Genomic DNA, 16120 nt, shown 5'->3' on the forward strand with positions numbered 1-16120 from the left:
CCCGCACGCCCACCCACCAACACAAGATCAACAACTACCACCTGGATCCACCGACAAACCACATCGGTGGATCCAGGTGAGACGTGGTGAAGGTGGCCTTCACGTGCTCTGGCAGACCGGGCACCAGTACAGGTTGCGGCCGGCCAGGTCGGCGTGCGCCACCGGCGTGCCGCAGACCAGGCACGGCTGGCCGGTGCGGCGGTAGACGTAGACCTCGCCGCCGTGCCGGTCCACCCGTGGCGCGCGGCCGGTGACCTCGGGCAGGTGCTCGTCGGCCACCGTGTCGATACGGCCGGTACGCACCCCGGCACGCATCAGGCCGACCAGGTCGGCCCAGATGTCCTTCCACACCGTCTCGTCCAGCGCCCGCCCGGGCACCGTCGGCGCGATGCCATGCCGGAACAGCACCTCGGCGCGGTAGACGTTGCCCACCCCGGCCAGCACGGACTGGTCCATCAGCAACGCGGCGATGCTGGTGCGGGAGCGGGAGATCCGCCGCCACGCCCGGTCCGGGTCGGCGTCGCGGCGCAGCGGGTCCGGGCCCAGCCGGTCCACGATGGCCGCGACCTCCGGCGGGGTGAGCAGCTCGCACCGGTTCGGCCCACGCAGGTCGGTCCAGTGCGTCGCACCGGCCAGCCGCAGCCGCACCTGGCCGACCGGCTCGGCCTCCGGCAGCCGCTGCTCGGCGAACGTCCCGTACAGACCCAGATGGATGTGCACCGTCCCCAGTGGACCGTAGTCGTGGAACAGGTGCTTGCCGTACGCCTCGGCGGACACCATGACCTGACCGTCCAGAATGGACGCCTCGCGGGCGAACCTGCCCTGCGGGCTGGAGACGCCGACCGGCGCGCCCGCGTAGCGGCGCTTGTGCAGCCGCGCCAGCCGGTGCAGCGTGTGCCCCTCGGGCACGGTCAGCCCTGCGGCAGCGGCGGCGGGGTGCCGGTGCGCTCGTAGTCGGTCAGCTGCCCGACCCGGCGCGCGTGCCGCTCGTCCGGCGAGACCGGGGTGGCCAGGAACGCGTCGACGATCGCGGTCGCCTCCTCCTGACTGTGCATCCGCGCGCCGACGCCGATGAGCTGGGCGTGGTTGTGCTCGCGGGTCAGCTGGGCGGTCTCGACGCTCCACGCCAGGCCCGCCCTCGCGCCGGGCACCTTGTTGGCGGCGATCTGCTCGCCGTTGCCGGAGCCGCCGATCACGATGCCGAGGCTGCCCTCGTCGGCCACCACCCGGCGGGCGGTCTCCACGCAGTACGCCGGGTAGTCGTCGGCGGCGTCGTAGACGGCCGGGCCGACGTCGGTCACCTCGTGGCCCTGCTCGCGCAGGTGCTTCACCAGGTGGTTCTTCAGGTCGAATCCGGCATGGTCGGAGCCAAGGTAGACACGCACGGTGAGCAGTGTGCCATCCGTCCGGCCCAGGTCCGGCAGCGCCCGAATAATGATGTGGTGGACATCATCGACCTCGAAGAGATCATGGGCCAGCACGGGCACGGCATCCGGGTGGAATGGGGTGCCGAGGGGGTGACCGCGCTCGCCGCCGAGTGCGCCGTGCTGGTGGTGGTCGATGTCCTGTCCTTCAGCACCACCGTCGACATCACGCTGGGCCGGGGCGCGCACGTGCTTCCGGTGCGCTGGCGCGACGACGCGGCGCTGGAGGCTGCCAAGCGGGCCGGGGCGGTGCCGGCCGGCGAGTGGGAGTGGAGCCTGCGGCCGGCGTCGGTCGTGCAGATCCCGGCGGGAACGCTGCTGGCCCTGCCCTCCCCCAACGGCGCGACGCTCACCGTCGCCGCCGCCCGGACCGGCAGGCACGTCTTCGCCGGCTGCCTGCGCAACGCCAAGGCCGTCGCCGCCGCGGCACACGCGCTGGCCGGGGACGAGCCGGTCGGCGTGGTGCCCGCGGGCGAGCGCTGGCGCAAGGACGGCACCCTGCGCCCCAGCGCGGAGGACCTGATCGGCGCCGGTGCCATCGTCGACGCGCTGCAGTCCGCGGGCGCCCGCCGCCCGTCGGTCGAGGCCGCGCTGGCGGCGCGGGCCTACCGGGCCGCGGGCCCGGACGTCGGCGCCGTGGTCACCGGGTCGTCCTCGGGCAAGGAGCTGCTGTCCGCCGGGCACGTCCGCGACGTCGACCTCGCCATCGCCGTCAACACCTCCACCGTCGCGCCCTATCTCGACGGCGGCGTCTTCGTCGACCTGAGGGAGGCCGAATGACCGGCGGCCGCTGGCTGGAACTGGCGCCGGGCGTGTACGCCCGCCGCTACACCGAGCTGGACCTGACGGTCGGGCTGGTGGTCGGCGACCGGGAATGCCTGGTGATCGACACCCGCGGCGACCACGTGCAGGGCAGGGAACTGGCCGGCGCCGTCCGCGCCGTCACCCCGCTGCCCTGGCAGGTGGCGCTCACCCACGCCCACTTCGACCACAGCTTCGGCACCGTGGCGTTCCTGCCCTGCCCGGTGTGGGCACACCCCGGCTGCCGGGAGGAACTGAGCATCGACGGCGACCGCGCCCGCGCGAAGTGGGCGGGCACCTACCGCGAGCAGGGACGTCAGGACATCGCCGACGCCATCACCGCCACCCGCATCGCCCTGCCGGACCGGATGGTCACCGGCCGGGCGAGCGTGGACCTCGGCGGCCGCACGGTGACCCTGTGGCACCCCGGCGCCGGGCACACCCGGCACGACCTGGTGGTGCACGTGCCCGACACCGGCACGGTGTTCGCCGGCGACCTGCTGGAGCGCGGCGAGGACACCGGCGACTACACCGAGTTCTCCTTCAACGACACCACCTCACTGGCCGACTGGCCGGTCAGCCTGGACGCCGTGCTCGCGCTCGGCCCGGTGACCGTGGTGCCCGGCCACGGCGATCCGGCCGGCCCCGAGCTGCTCGTCCGGCAGCGCGACACGCTGGCCAGGCTGGCGGCGCTGCGTGCCGACGTCACCGCGGGCAGGCTCACCGAGGACGAGGCCGTCGCCGCCGCCCCGCTGCCCGCGGCGGCGGCCCGCGCCGCGTTCGCCACCGCCCGGTGACGACGTGCCTCACCGGGTACGCAGTCCGTCCAGCGCCGACCGGCTCTCCTCGTCCGCGGCGCGGTAGATCACCAGCAACTGGTCCGGGTCCTGAAGTGGCGTGAGCGTTTCGAAGTCCACCGTGACCTTGCCGAGCTCCGGGTGGCGAAGCACCTTGCGTCCGCGGGCGTTGACCTTGACGTCGCGCTCACCCCACAGCCGGGCGAACTCCTCGTCACGGGTGATGAATTCGGCGATGAGGTCGCTCAGCGCCTGATCCTCCGGGTGCGCCGCCCACGCGGCACGCAGGTGCGCGACCCCCTCCCGCACCACGCGTTCCCGGTCGGCGTACAGCTCACGCACCCCCGGATGCATCAGGCACAACCACATCGCGTTGCGCTGCGACGGCGGCAGCGTGCCGAAATCCAGGAGCAACCGCGCCATCTCGCCGTTCCAGGCCAGGATGTCGTAGCGGTGGTTCATCAGCATGGCCGGCAGCGGCGACAGGCCGGCGACCAGCCGGACCAGTGACGGCGCCGCCGTCGTGGCGAGCTTGTCCGCGTCGCGGGGACGCTGCCGGGCCAGTCCGAAGAGGTAGGCACGCTCGTCGGGAGCCAGGCGCAGTGCCCGGGCCAGCGCCTCCACCACGTCCGCTGACGGCCGCAGCCCACGGGCCTGTTCCAGCCGCACGATGTAGTCGGTGCTGACCCCGGCCAGTTCGGCGACCTCCTCGCGGCGCAGTCCCGGGGTCCGCCGGGCCCGCCGGCGTGAGGGCAGGCCGAAGTCGCTCGGATCGAGCCGCTCGCGCCGGGTCCGCAGGAACGCGGCCAGCTCCTGTGTCACGTCCACGGTGCCGGAGACCATGGCTGGTCCAACCGCCAGGCTAGGACTGGTGTTCCCAGGAAACTCCTTCTCTTACCTCCGGCTCGCCGTGGCCGCAGGCTGGTGCCCGACGACGATCACGAGCACAGGAGGACCTGATGGCGCTCACCCTCGACACCTACCGGCTGCTGGGCCGCTCCGGGCTGCGGGTCTCCCCGCTCGCCCTGGGTACGGCGACGTTCGGCACCGAGTGGGGCTGGGGCGCGGGTAAGGACGACGCGCGCACGCTGTTCGACAGCTACGTCGGGCGCGGCGGCAACTTCATCGACACCGCCAGCACCTACACCGACGGCAGCTCCGAGCGCATGCTGGGCGAGTTCACCCGTGGCCACCGCGAAAGCCTGGTGCTGGCGACGAAGTACACGACGTTGCGCCGCCCCGGCGACCCGAACTCCGGGGGCGCCCACCGCAAGAGCCTGATGGCGTCGGTGGAGGCCAGCCTGCGGCAGCTGGACACCGACTACGTCGATCTGCTCTTCCTGCACGTGTGGGACTTCACGACCTCGGCCGAGGAGATCCTGCGCGGCATGGACGACCTGGTCCGGCAGGGCAAGGTCCTGTACGTGGCGATGTCCAACGCTCCGGCCTGGGAGATCTCGCGCCTGCAGGCGATCGCCGACCTGCGCGGCTGGTCACCGCTGGTCGCGCTGCAGATCGACTACAGCCTGCTCAACCGGGCCGGGGAACGCGACCTGATCCCGATGGCACAGGCGCTGGGCCTGGGGGTGACGCCGTACTCGCCGCTGGGTGGCGGCGTGCTCACCGGCAAGTACAGCCGCGACGACCTGACGACGACCGGCTCCGCTGACAGCAACCGCAAGAGCTTCAACGCCGGACTGGGCATGGTCACCGAACGCGCCCTCACCATCGCCGACGTCGTGCGGGAGATCGCCGGGGAGGTGGGCAGCACCCCCGCCCAGGTCGCACTGGCCTGGACCCTGCGCAACCCGGCCGTGACGGCACCCGTCATCGGCGCCCGCACCCCCGCGCAACTGGTGGAGAACCTGGGCGCCCTGGAGATCGACCTCACCACCGGTCAGCTTGCCCGCCTCGACCAGGTCAGTGCGATCGACCTCGGCTACCCGCACGACCTGCTCGCCAGTGACCACATCCGCGCCGTGACCGCGGGCGGGCTGACGATCGCGCCGAGGACCGTCAGTTAGCGGACAACTGGGACCCCTCCCCGTCCGGCGGGCCTAGATTCGATCCCGTACAGGCAGTCGAATCCCGGAGGACCCGTGCGGCCCAACCTGAAGCGCGAGGTCGAGCAGATCGCCGAGGACGCCGCGCAGGCGGTGCTGGCCGGCAGCGACCTCGACAAACGGATCACCAAGGCCGTCTCGACGGCCGTGCGCCGGACGACCACCCGGCCCGACGTCGCCGAGGTGCGCCGCATCGCCGAACCCGCCGCGCGCACCGTCGCCCAGGCCGCGGCGGAACGGGCGCTGGAGGACGCGCGACGGTCGCTGGAACGCAGCGTCGACCAGGCGCACCGGGAGATCCGCCGGATGGCGTCGGAGGAGACGGCCAAGGCGCTGGCCAACTTCGTGCCGCCGACGGTGACCGTGACGCTGCCCGCGGGCACGGCGGTCACCGTCGCCGGGGAGGCCCACCAGGTGCTGCCCGATGTGCTGCTCGCGCTCAGCGCACGCTGTCACGTGCTGCTGGTCGGCCCCGCGGGCACTGGAAAGTCGATGATGGCCAAGCAGATCGCGGACACACTCGGCATCCCGTTCCAGGCGCTGTCGCTGGGGCCGACGACGCCGATGTCGAAGGTGTTCGGCTACTTCGACGCCCACGGCAACTACCACGACACGCCGTTCCGGCGGGCGTTCGAGCACGGCGGCGTGATGCTGCTGGACGAGCTGGACAACGGCCACCCCGGCCTGCTCGCCGAGCTGAACCAGGCGCTGGCACTGGGCACCTGCGCGTTCGCCGACCGGATGGTGACCGCACACGAGGACTTCCGCCTGATCGCCACCGCCAACACCTACGGCACGGGCGGCGACCGGCAGTATGTCGGCAGGCAGGCACTGGACGCCGCGACGCTGGACCGCTTCCTGGTCATCGACGTCCCCATCGACGAGCGGCTGGAGCTGCGGCTGGCGGTCCTGCACGCACCGGACAAGGAGAAGCAGGTGCGCCAGCTGGTGAAGCGGGTGCGGGAACTGCGGGCGCTGGCCGCCGACAAGCAGCTTCCGGTGGCGTTCTCGCCACGCACCTGCATCGACGGGGCGAAACTGCTGGCCGCGGGCGCCACCATGCAGCAGGTGCTGGCCTGGCGGGTCACCCGGGGCCTGTCCGCGGCGCACCGCACCGCGCTGGGGCTGGAGTCGTGAGGGACCCGTACCGGATCCCGCCGATGCTGTCCTGGCAGGAGTTCCTGGACGCCGTCGCCAGGGAACCGGTGATCGACAACGGGTCCGGCCGCGCCGAGCGCGACGACGACTGGGCAGGCGCCGGCTGGGACGAGGCGCGGCGGCTGGCCGTCGACGGCTGGCACGTGCCGCTGGAGGGCGCCGGGATCACCGTCGGCCTGCTGCGCGAGCGCGCCGGGCTCGGCGCCGAGGTCACCATGCTGGAACCGCACTGGGACGTCACCGGCGCCGAGGTCGACATCGGCGCCTACCTGGCAGGCGTGCCGGAGTGCATGGTCGACGCCGTGCCGCGGCGCACGTCGACCCGCGGCCGGGTGGTCACGTTCCTGATCCCGGGCACGTACTCGCACCGCGTACCGCACGAGTGGATCATCAACCGCGGCCTGGCGCTGGCCACGCTGTGCGCGGCCATCATCGAGGCCGGGCACAGCGTGGAGATCTGGTCCGGGTGGGCCTGCAAGCTGGGCCGCAGGCGGGTCACCGCGACGGCGCGGGTGATCTCCGCGGGCGAGCCGCTGGACGTCGGCAGGCTCATCTTCGCCGCCGCCCACCCGGCCATGCTGCGCAGGCTGTGGTTCTCGGTGTGGGACGGCTGGCACGCCGACTCGGCGACCGAGCTGGCCGATGGCACCTACGGCCAGCCGCCCTACGACTGCCGGGCCGAGGACCTCCCGCCGGAGATCACCGACCCGTACGTCTTCCCGTTCCTGGAGGAAACCGACACCCAGTGGACCGACCTGGACGTGGCGCTGTCCTGGTGCCGGGCCATGTTCGCCGACCTGGGCCTGGTGACCGGCGAATCCTGGGAGCTCAGTCGAAGTTGAGTTCGTCGGTGCGGGTGCGCTTGAGCTCGAAGAAGTTCGGGAAGCCTGCCAGCAGGCGGGCGCCGTCGAACATCTTCAGCGCGTCCTCGCCGCGGGGGATCGAGGTCAGCACCGGGCCGAAGAACGCCACACCGTCGATGTGGATGGTCGGCGTGCCCACGTCCATGCCCACCGGGTCCATGCCCTCGTGGTGGCTCTTGCGCAGCGCCTCGTCGTACTCGGTGGAGTCGGCGACGGCGGCCAGCTCGGCAGGGGCACCGATGGCGGCCAGCGACTCGGCGATCACCGCGTCCCGGTCCTTGTTGCCCTGGTTGTGGAAACGGGTGCCGAACTCGGTGTAGTAGTCGCGCACCGCCTGCTGACCGAGCTTCTCGCCGAGGGCGATCGCCACCCGCACCGGGCCCCAGCCCTGGCTCAGCAGCGCCTTGTACTGCTCGGGCAGTTCCTCGCGGCCCTCGTTGAGCACGGACAGGCTCATGACGCGGAACGTCAGGTCGATGTCGCGGTGCTTCTCGACCTCCAGGATCCAGCGGGAGGTGATCCAGGCGTACGGGCAGATGGGGTCGAAATAGAAGTCGACCTTGGTCACGGCAGTGGCTCCCTGTCGGTATCGCGATTGTTCTCGCGTCAACACTCGCACGGCGGCCGTTGTTCCGGCGCCGACATGATTGGATGCCCTGCAGAACTGACAACCGATACCAACAGAGGTGCTCGTGGCCGCCCCCAACCTGACCCGCGACGAAGCCAAGCAGCGTGCCGACCTGCTCGAGGTCGAGTCCTACGACATCGAGCTCGACCTGACCGACGGAGCGGGTGGCCCGGGTGAGAAGACCTTCGCCTCGACCACCACCGCGCGGTTCCGGGCGCTGACACCGGGCACCGACTCGTGGATCGACCTGGTGGCCGAGCAGGTCACCGCCGCCACGCTGAACGGCACCGCGCTGGACGTCACCGGCTACGCCGAGGAGAAGGGCATCGCCCTGCCCGCCCTGGCCGAGTCGAACGAGCTGCGGGTCGAGGCCGTCTGCCGGTACATGAACACCGGCGAGGGCCTGCACCGGTTCGTCGACCCGGTCGACGACGGCGTGTACCTGTACACCCAGTTCGAGACGGCCGACGCCAAGCGCATGTTCGCCTGCTTCGACCAGCCCGACCTCAAGGCGGTCTACCGGCTGACCGTGGTGGCGCCGAAGGACTGGAAGGTCATCTCGAACGCGCTCGTCGAGTCGGCCGAGGAGACGCCGGAGGGCGCGGTGCGGACGGTGTTCGCCACCTCCGAGCGCATGTCGACCTACCTGGTGGCGCTGATCGCCGGGCCGTACGCGGAGTGGCGCGACGAGTACTCCGACAGCCACCGCACGATCCCGCTGGGCATCTACTGCCGTGCCTCGCTGGCCGAGCACATGGACGCCGACCGGCTGTTCACCGAGACCAAGCAGGGTTTCGGCTTCTACCACGAGAAGTTCGCCACGCCGTACCCGTTCAGCAAGTACGACCAGCTGTTCGTGCCGGAGTTCAACGCGGGCGCGATGGAGAACGCCGGCGCGGTCACCTTCCTCGAGGACTACGTGTTCCGCAGCAGGGTGACCCGCTACGCCTACGAGCGCCGCGCCGAGACGCTGCTGCACGAGATGGCGCACATGTGGTTCGGCGATCTGGTGACCATGCGGTGGTGGGACGACCTGTGGCTGAACGAGTCGTTCGCCACCTTCGCCAGCGTGCTGGCCCAGGCCGAGGCCACCGAGTACACCGGCGCGTGGACCAGCTTCGCCAACATCGAGAAGTCCTGGGCCTACCGGCAGGACCAGCTCCCGTCGACGCACCCGATCGCGGCCGACATCGTCGACCTGCACGCGGTCGAGGTGAACTTCGACGGCATCACCTATGCCAAGGGCGCCAGCGTGCTCAAGCAGCTGGTGGCCTACGTGGGACTGGACAACTTCCTCGCCGGGCTGCGGGTGTACTTCGGCAAGCACGCCTGGGGCAACGCGACGCTGGCCGACCTGCTGGCCGCGCTGGAGGAGGCGTCCGGCCGCGACCTGTCCTGGTGGAGCGCGCAGTGGCTGGAGACCACCGGGCTGAACTCGCTGAGCCCGCGGTTCGAGGTGGGCGCCGACGGCCGGTTCACCTCGTTCGCCGTGGTGCAGGGCGGCGCCAAGCCGGGTGCCGGTGAGCTGCGCACGCACCGGACGGCGATCGGCGTCTACGACGAGGACGCGAACGGCAAGCTCGTGCGCACCCACCGGGTCGAGCTGGACGTCACCGGCGAGCGCACCGAGGTCCCGGACCTGGTCGGGGTGGCGGCGGGCAAGCTGGTGCTGGTCAACGACGACGACCTGACCTACTGCACGATGCGGCTGGACAGCGGGTCACTGGTGACGCTGATCGACCGGATCGCCGACATCGTCGAGCCGCTGCCGCGGACGCTGTGCTGGTCGGCCGCCTGGGAGATGACCCGTGAGGCCGAGCTGAAGGCCCGCGACTTCGTCACCCTGATCAGCCGCGGCATCCACGCCGAGAGCGAGGTGGGGGTCGTGCAGCGGCTGCTGCTGCAGGCGCAGACCGCGCTCAACTCCTACGCCGACCCGGAGTGGGCGGCGGAGAAGGGCTGGCCGGACTTCAGCGCCCGGCTGCTGGAGCTGGCGCGGGGCGCGGAGGCCGGCTCGGATCACCAGCTGGCGTTCGTCAACGCGCTGGCCGGCTCGGTGCTGGACGAGGAGGCGCTGACCGTGCTGGCCGGCTGGCTGGACGGTTCGGCGCCGCTGCCGGGCCTGACCGTCGACACGGACCTGCGCTGGCGGCTGCTGCAGGCGCTGGTGGCACACGGCCGGTTCGGTGACGCGGAGATCGACGCCGAGGTGGCCCGCGACGACACGGCGGCGGGCAGGCGGCACGCCGAGCGGGCGCGGGCGCTGCGGCCGACCGAGGAAGCCAAGGCGCAGGCCTGGCAGCGGGCGGTGTTCGACGACGAGCTGCCCAACGCCGTCGGCGACGCGATCATCGCCGGCTTCTCCCACCCCGGCCAGAAGGCGCTGCTCGGCGGGTACGTGTCGACCTACTTCGAGCAGATCGCCGACGCGTGGCAGCGGCGGTCCATCGAGCGTGCCCAGCCGATCGCGGTGGGCCTGTTCCCGTCGTGGGCGGTCGAGGCCGCCACCGTCGAGGCGGCCGACGCCTGGCTGGCGCAGGAGCACCCGGCGGCGCTGCGGCGCATGGTCTCCGAGGGCCGCGCCGGGATCGTCCGCGCGCTGGCGGCCCGGGAGTTCGACCAGCAGGCCTGACAGCACGTGAAGGGGGCCCTCACGGCAACATCGGAGCCAGGCGTGAGCAAGGGAGCTTTACTAGCGAAGAAGGGTAGTAAAGCTCCCTTGCTGCCTTACGGGTGTGGCCGGTGGGGCTGGTGAGGCCGTGATGTCCGGCGGAAGCACGTGAACGCCACCTTCACCACGTGAGGCGTCGGGCCCCGGCAAAGTCGGCGCTGGCGGCCCGGCGGCGTGAGGTGACGGGTGGCTGGTGATGCGGTTGTGACACCTGGTGCGGCTGGGACATACGGGTTCGGGTGAAGGCCGAGTTCCTGTCGTCTCCTGTGATGAAGGTGGCCTTCACGTGCTTTCGTGACCCGGTGTCGCGGCCTCGGTGACCTCAGTGGTCACAGCAGGCTCAGCAGCTCCACCGGTCACCACGAACGAGACCACCCCGGCCACCGGCGAACTCCCCCAATGCCACATTGGGGGACACGCGACAAAGCCACCCACACCCGACTTCGCCGGGGCCCTGACGCCTCACGTGGTGAAGGTGGCCTTCACGAACGTCGTGGCCTACTTGGGCGGCTGGCCTGCCTGGTCGGTCAGCATGCGCAGGCCGCTGACCAGGCCGCCGACGAGGTCGCCCTCCTTGAAGGACGCGACCATGCTCATCACCGCGAGCTTCGCGCCGCGGTCGGACAGCCGCAGGCGGGCCTCGTCGCCGGTGACGACCTCGATGATCCGCTGCCCGGGCGACACGGCGATCAGCACCGCGTCCGCGGCCCGCTCGCCCAGCGAGTCGTGCATGGCCTCGGCGACCGCGCGGGTGTCGTCACCAGCGAGCTCACCGAGGTAGATGCTGAAGTCCAGCCCGGTCTCCCGGCTGGCCAGCGTCAGCGCCTCGTCGAGCCGGGCGAGCTGCTTGGTCGTGAACGGGACGTCCGGGGCGGCGGGCTCGTACATCCTCGCCGCCGAGATCCGGCCGCTGTTGGTGCGCGCGGAGCCGTACTCGAGTTCGGCGTCGTCCGCCTCGGGGCGGATCAGCTCACCAGTTGCCACGGGCACCTCCCTTGACCGACCCGGTCACGGCGCTCGCACCGGCGGACTGCCGCTGCTCGCCCACGCCTGCCGGGTTCGCGGTCCACCACAGCGGTGCGTGCTCCCACGGCTGGCCGGGGCGGTACCGCGTGACACCGCCGTTCCTCGACCGCAGGGTGACCACACTGACCAGGCCGTAGATGGCCAGCGGGATACCCGCGAAGACCACGATCGTCTCGAGCATGTTCACGCGCGCAGCCTAGCGGACGGCACGGGTGACGCCGTGAGGCGGCAGGCGCGCTGGGCAACCGATTACCCGGGGTCCCCCGCTTGGCTCCGCGACGACTGGCACGAATGGTCCGACGGCATGCGCGCGAAAGGTCGCAACGCAGGGTACGTGCGGCGGCACCGCACGCTGCCGTCTTGTCCGATGACTGAAATGCTCGTAGGTTTTTCACCTGTACGGGCCTTGCGCCTCGCTCCCCCACCCGAGTCCGTCACGTACCGGTCCCAGGAGGACGTCCCATGCTCAGCCTCACCCCACCCAGCCAGGCGACCTTCGACTTCACTTCGTCACCGACCGCACTCCTTGAGATGACGTCCGAGCGCGGCACCCGGGTGACCCGCGGTACTCGTGTCACCGCGGGTACACGAGTCACCGCCGGAACCCGCGTCACCCGTGGCACCCGGGTGACCCGCGGTACCCGGGTGACCGCCGGAACCCGCGTGACCCGCGGCACCAGGGTCACCCGTGGCACTCGCGTCACGGCAGGCACCCGCGTCACCCGTGGCACTCGCGTCACGCGCGGCACTCGGGTCACCTGCGGCACCCGCGTCACCGGCTGACGACAACCGAAGAGCAGTCCTCCGGCCGCCCCAGCCGCGTCACGCGGCTGGGGCGCCGAGGTATTGGTGCCAGAGCGGGTCGGCGTCGGTCGAGTGCGCCAGCAACCGCCAGTGCGGGCCGTGCGGGGCCCTCGGCACCGTCGGCAGCCGCCAGCCCAGCTCGGACAGCAGCGAGTCCGCCTTGCGGTGGTTGCAGCGGGCACAGCACGCCACGCAGTTCTGCCAGCTGTGCTCGCCGCCGCGGCTGCGCGGGATCACGTGGTCGATCGTCTCGGCCCGCGCCCCGCAGTAGACGCAGCGGTAGCGGTCGCGGTGCATGAGACCGGCCCGCGTCAGCGGAACCTGCGCCCGGTACGGGACGCGCACGTACGTGCTCAGCCGGATCACCGACGGTACCGGCACGCTGACCGTGGCCGCGTGCAGCGCCAGCCCGGCGGGGTCGCCGTGGACGACCTCCGCCTTGCCGCAGACGACCAGCACCACGGCGCGCCGCAGCGGCAGCGCGGTGAGCGGTTCGAACGTGGCGTTGAGCAGCAGCACGCGACGCCGGCCAGCCGTCGCCGGATCCCGGCCCCGCCGGTGTGCGTGGGACCGGCTGACCCGGCCACTCGCAGACGACGCGTGCAGGGCCTTCTCCGGCGCCTGGCCGTCACGGCCGGGGGCGCCGAAGAGGATCGGTTGTCGGTCTGGCACTCGACCACCTCCACCGGTGCTGCCATAGTCGACCACAGATCACACCCCGAGCGCACGTGTGTTAGTGCACGTGTCACAGACCCGTACCCCGCGTGCCGGTACGGTGGCGCCCGCAACCGAAACAGTCGTCGTCGCGGCTGAATGCCGGACGACCGTGGCATGAACCCAGGGAAAACGCCGAAAAGGAGTGCTACGCAGCCGTGTTGCAACAGCAACCCAGCCCACCGGCACAGCCGACCCCGTGCATCCACGACGCCGACACCTGGTGCTCGTCGATCTACCGGCTGACCGGCAACGAGTGGCTGGCCGAGTCGGCGAGCTGGCTGATCGAGAAACCGGCGAAGATCCTGCTGATCGTCGTCATCGCGGTCGTGGTGCGGCTGCTGGTCCGCAAGCTGATCGACCGGCTCACCCGCCTGCCCGGCGACAGCGCCAAGCTCCCCGCCCTGCTCGGCCCGCTGCGGGAACGCGCGCCGGAGATCCTCGGACCGCTGGTGATGGAGCGGCGCAGGCAGCGGGCGAAGACGATCGGCTCGGTGCTGAAGTCGGTGACCACGCTGGTCGTCTACGGGCTGGCGTTCGCCCTCGTGCTCGACCAGCTCGGCGTCAACCTGACCCCGATCATCGCGTCGGCGGGCATCGTCGGTGTGGCACTCGGTTTCGGTGCGCAGAACCTGGTGCGGGACTTCCTGTCCGGCATGTTCATGATGCTGGAGGACCAGTACGGCGTCGGTGACGTCGTCGACGTGGGCGAGGCCGTCGGCACGGTCGAGGCCGTCGGGCTGCGCATCACGACCCTGCGTGACATCAACGGCACCGTCTGGTACGTCCGCAACGGCGAGGTGCTGCGCGTCGGGAACTCCAGCCAGGGCTACGCCGTCGCGGTCGTCGACGTCCCGCTGAGCTACAACAGCGACGTCGACCGGGCCACGACGCTGCTGTCCGAGGTGGCCACCGAGGCGATGGGCGTCGACTCGATCGCCGCCGACGTCCTGGAGGACCCGGAGGTGCTCGGCGTCGAGGCCGTCACCCCGGAAGGCATCCAGCTGCGGCTGACGATCAAGGTCCGGCCCGGCAGGCAGTGGGCGGTCCAGCGGGCACTGCGGGCCCGGATCATGAGCGCGCTCGAGGATGCGGGCTTCGAGCCGCCGCTGGGGCGGTTCTTCAACAACACCCCGCCGTCTTCGGCATGATGGAGTCGTGGTGAGCAGCGAGACCGAGGCGCAGAACTTCTTCGAGGCCGTCGGCGGTGAGCCGACGTTCCGCGCCATCGTGGCCAGGTTCTACCAGGAGGTGGCCACCGACGAGGTGCTGCGGCCGCTGTACCCGGAGGACGACCTGGGCCCGGCCGAGGAGCGGCTGCGGCTGTTCCTCATGCAGTACTGGGGCGGCCCGCACACCTACTCCGAACAGCGCGGGCATCCGCGGCTGCGGATGCGGCACGCGCCGTTCTCGATCGGCCCGATCGAACGGGACGCCTGGCTGCGTGCCATGCGGGTGGCCGTCGACGAGGCCGGCCTGCCCGAGCCGCTGCGCCAGCAGCTGTGGAACTACCTGGAGATGGCAGCGCACAGCCTGATGAACAGCTGGGCGTGACACGGTGAGCACAGCCAGCCCGTGGTGGCACGACGCCGTCTTCTACCAGGTCTACGTCCGCTCGTTCGCCGACTCCGACGGTGACGGCGTCGGCGACCTGGAGGGCATCCGCAGCAGGCTCGGCTACCTCGAACTGCTCGGGGTGGACGCGCTGTGGCTGACGCCGTTCTACCGCTCCCCCATGGCCGACCACGGCTACGACATCGCCGACGCGCGGGACGTCGACCCGCTGTTCGGCGACCTCGCCGCGTTCGACGCGCTGGTCGCCGAGGCCCACGAGCGCGGCATCAAGGTGACCATCGACCTGGTGCCCAACCACACCAGCGTGCGGCACGAGTGGTTCACCGCGGCACTGACCGCGTTGCCGGGCAGCCCGGAGCGGGAGCGCTACATCTTCCGCGAGGGCCTCGGGCTGGCCGGTGAGATCCCGCCGAACAACTGGGTCAGCGCGTTCGGCGGTCCGGCCTGGACCCGGGTGCCGGACGGCCAGTGGTACCTGCACCTGTTCGCGCCCGAGCAGCCGGACCTGAACTGGACCAACCCCGAGGTGCACGCCGACCTGGAGCGCACCATGCGGTTCTGGCTGGACCGCGGCGTCGACGGGTTCCGCATCGACGTCGCCCACGGGATGGCCAAGCCGCCCGGACTGCCCGACATGGACCTGCGGGCCGCCGAAGCCGGGTCGCTGATCAGCGGCGAGCAGATCCCGGACCCGCGTTTCGACAACGACGGCGTCCACGACATCCACCAGATGATCCGCAAGGTCCTCGACGACTACCCGGACACCATGGCGGTCGGCGAGATCTGGGTGACCGACGAGCAGCGGCTGGCCCGCTACCTGCGGCCGGACGAGCTGCACCTGGCGTTCAACTTCCGCCTCGTGCTGACCCATTTCGACGCCGACGCGATGCGCACGGCCATCGAGCGGTCGCTGGCCGTCGCGCAGGCCGCCGGGGTGCCCGCCACCTGGACGCTGGGCAACCACGACGTGTGGCGGCAGGTCAGCCGCTACGGCGGCGGCGAGCAGGGCGTGCGCAGGGCGCGGGCGATGGCGCTGGTGGAGCTGGCGCTGCCCGGCGTGGTCTACCTGTACAACGGCGAGGAACTGGGCCTGGACAACGTCGAGCTGCCCGAGGAGGCGCTGACCGACCCCCGGGCCCGCACCGCCGGGGCACACAGCGGCCGCGACGGCTGCCGGGTGCCGCTGCCGTGGGAGGGCCAGGAACCACCGTTCGGCTTCACCGAGGGCGAGCGGACCTGGCTGCCGATGCCGCCGGAGTGGGCGGAGCTGACCGTCGAGGCCCAGCTGGAGGACACCGATTCGACGCTGTCGCTGTACCGGCGCGCCCTGGAACTGCGGGCGAAGCATCCGGCGTTCGCCGGGGACGAGGTCGAGTGGTACGGCGCGCCAGCGGGCTGTTTCGCGCTGCGGCGGCACGCCGGCGGGCTGATCTGCGCGCTGAACACGTCGGCCGCGCCGGTGGACCTGCCGCCCGGTGAGGTGCTGCTGTCCAGCGTGCCGCTGCTGGAGGGCCGCCTGCTGCCGCCGGACTCCGCGGCCTGGCTGGTCCGTCCCTCCTGACACAGCTGAAGGCCCCTTTCACCACGTGCGACGTG

At 71.5% G+C, this 16120-nt stretch carries 16 protein-coding genes; 9 read left to right on the forward strand and 7 right to left on the reverse strand.

What is annotated here, in order from left to right; all coding sequences use genetic code 11:
- Nucleotides 1-99: 99 nt before the first annotated feature.
- Both EWH70_RS32740 and EWH70_RS32745 read right to left on the reverse strand, forming a co-directional pair.
- Nucleotides 100-909: an Fpg/Nei family DNA glycosylase gene (locus tag EWH70_RS32740; RefSeq protein WP_130479464.1), complete on the reverse strand. Its 810-nt coding sequence runs from the start codon at nt 907-909 to the stop codon at nt 100-102.
- 2 nt (nt 910-911) lie between these two features.
- The gene (locus tag EWH70_RS32745; protein WP_130479465.1) at nt 912-1385 is read right to left on the reverse strand and encodes a ribose-5-phosphate isomerase; all 474 of its coding nucleotides are present in this window, start codon (nt 1383-1385) and stop codon (nt 912-914) included.
- Nucleotides 1386-1469: 84 nt separating this feature from the next.
- Here EWH70_RS32745 and EWH70_RS32750 point away from each other — a divergent pair, with 84 nt between their 5' ends.
- On the forward strand, nt 1470-2204 hold the full coding sequence (locus EWH70_RS32750; protein ID WP_240687361.1) for a 2-phosphosulfolactate phosphatase: 735 nt from the start codon (nt 1470-1472) through the stop codon (nt 2202-2204).
- A complete protein-coding gene (locus EWH70_RS32755) occupies nt 2201-3022 on the forward strand; it encodes an MBL fold metallo-hydrolase (protein ID WP_130479467.1) in 822 nt (273 codons plus the stop codon). The genes EWH70_RS32750 and EWH70_RS32755 overlap by 4 nt, the downstream gene beginning before the upstream one ends.
- A 9-nt stretch (nt 3023-3031) precedes the next feature.
- Here the strand turns inward: EWH70_RS32755 and EWH70_RS32760 are convergent, their stop codons facing one another.
- Nucleotides 3032-3865: a helix-turn-helix transcriptional regulator gene (locus EWH70_RS32760; RefSeq protein WP_130479468.1), complete on the reverse strand. Its 834-nt coding sequence runs from the start codon at nt 3863-3865 to the stop codon at nt 3032-3034.
- 116 nt (nt 3866-3981) lie between these two features.
- Here EWH70_RS32760 and EWH70_RS32765 point away from each other — a divergent pair, with 116 nt between their 5' ends.
- The 3 genes from EWH70_RS32765 (at nt 3982) to EWH70_RS32775 (ending at nt 7085) form a co-directional block, all read left to right on the forward strand.
- Entirely contained in the window at nt 3982-5046 is a 1065-nt protein-coding gene (locus EWH70_RS32765) for an aldo/keto reductase (protein WP_130479469.1), read from the forward strand.
- Nucleotides 5047-5121: 75 nt separating this feature from the next.
- Nucleotides 5122-6222, forward strand: coding sequence for an AAA family ATPase (locus tag EWH70_RS32770; protein ID WP_205669351.1), 1101 nt, complete (start codon nt 5122-5124; stop codon nt 6220-6222).
- Nucleotides 6219-7085, forward strand: a complete 867-nt coding sequence (locus EWH70_RS32775) for a DUF7192 family protein (RefSeq protein WP_205669352.1) — start codon at nt 6219-6221, stop codon at nt 7083-7085. The genes EWH70_RS32770 and EWH70_RS32775 overlap by 4 nt, the downstream gene beginning before the upstream one ends.
- On the opposite strand, the gene EWH70_RS32780 is transcribed toward EWH70_RS32775, so the two are convergent.
- Nucleotides 7072-7674, reverse strand: a complete 603-nt coding sequence (locus EWH70_RS32780) for a mycothiol-dependent nitroreductase Rv2466c family protein (RefSeq protein ID WP_130479470.1) — start codon at nt 7672-7674, stop codon at nt 7072-7074. The genes EWH70_RS32775 and EWH70_RS32780 overlap by 14 nt on opposite strands.
- Before the next feature lie 124 nt (nt 7675-7798).
- Between EWH70_RS32780 and pepN the strand changes: the two genes are divergently transcribed.
- Nucleotides 7799-10366 (forward strand): aminopeptidase N, encoded by a 2568-nt coding sequence (gene pepN, locus EWH70_RS32785; RefSeq protein WP_130479471.1) that lies wholly within the window; start codon nt 7799-7801, stop codon nt 10364-10366.
- A gap of 537 nt (nt 10367-10903) precedes the next feature.
- Here pepN and EWH70_RS32790 read toward each other — a convergent pair.
- The 3 genes from EWH70_RS32790 to EWH70_RS32805 form a co-directional block, all read right to left on the reverse strand.
- Entirely contained in the window at nt 10904-11389 is a 486-nt protein-coding gene (locus EWH70_RS32790; RefSeq protein ID WP_130479472.1) for a DUF5130 family protein, read from the reverse strand.
- Nucleotides 11376-11618, reverse strand: a complete 243-nt coding sequence (ctaJ, locus tag EWH70_RS32795) for an aa3-type cytochrome oxidase subunit CtaJ (protein ID WP_165436521.1) — start codon at nt 11616-11618, stop codon at nt 11376-11378. Before ctaJ ends, EWH70_RS32790 begins: the two co-directional genes overlap by 14 nt.
- Nucleotides 11619-12253: 635 nt before the next feature.
- Nucleotides 12254-12907 carry an HNH endonuclease gene (locus EWH70_RS32805; protein ID WP_240687351.1) on the reverse strand — a complete coding sequence of 218 codons (654 nt, stop codon included), beginning with the start codon at nt 12905-12907 and terminating at the stop codon, nt 12254-12256.
- 200 nt (nt 12908-13107) lie between these two features.
- Here EWH70_RS32805 and EWH70_RS32810 point away from each other — a divergent pair, with 200 nt between their 5' ends.
- From EWH70_RS32810 to EWH70_RS32820, 3 genes are read left to right on the forward strand one after another with little or no spacing between them, the layout of a single operon-like run.
- On the forward strand, nt 13108-14100 hold the full coding sequence (locus EWH70_RS32810) for a mechanosensitive ion channel family protein (protein ID WP_240687352.1): 993 nt from the start codon (nt 13108-13110) through the stop codon (nt 14098-14100).
- Between the two features lie 10 nt (nt 14101-14110).
- Entirely contained in the window at nt 14111-14503 is a 393-nt protein-coding gene (locus EWH70_RS32815) for a globin (RefSeq protein ID WP_240687353.1), read from the forward strand.
- 4 nt (nt 14504-14507) lie between these two features.
- Nucleotides 14508-16085 (forward strand): glycoside hydrolase family 13 protein, encoded by a 1578-nt coding sequence (locus EWH70_RS32820; RefSeq protein ID WP_130479475.1) that lies wholly within the window; start codon nt 14508-14510, stop codon nt 16083-16085.
- Nucleotides 16086-16120: the final 35 nt, after the last annotated feature.

The sequence above is a fragment of the Amycolatopsis suaedae genome (assembly GCF_004214935.1).
Classification (GTDB): domain Bacteria; phylum Actinomycetota; class Actinomycetes; order Mycobacteriales; family Pseudonocardiaceae; genus Amycolatopsis; species Amycolatopsis suaedae.

Coding starts and splice junctions, on each gene's coding strand:
- EWH70_RS32765 (WP_130479469.1), top strand. CDS start 3,982: ATGGCGCTCACCCTCGACACCTACCGGCTGCTGGGCCGCTCCGGGCTG.
- EWH70_RS32755 (WP_130479467.1), top strand. CDS start 2,201: ATGACCGGCGGCCGCTGGCTGGAACTGGCGCCGGGCGTGTACGCCCGC.
- EWH70_RS32750 (WP_240687361.1), top strand. CDS start 1,470: ATGGGCCAGCACGGGCACGGCATCCGGGTGGAATGGGGTGCCGAGGGG.
- EWH70_RS32760 (WP_130479468.1), bottom strand. CDS start 3,865: ATGGTCTCCGGCACCGTGGACGTGACACAGGAGCTGGCCGCGTTCCTG.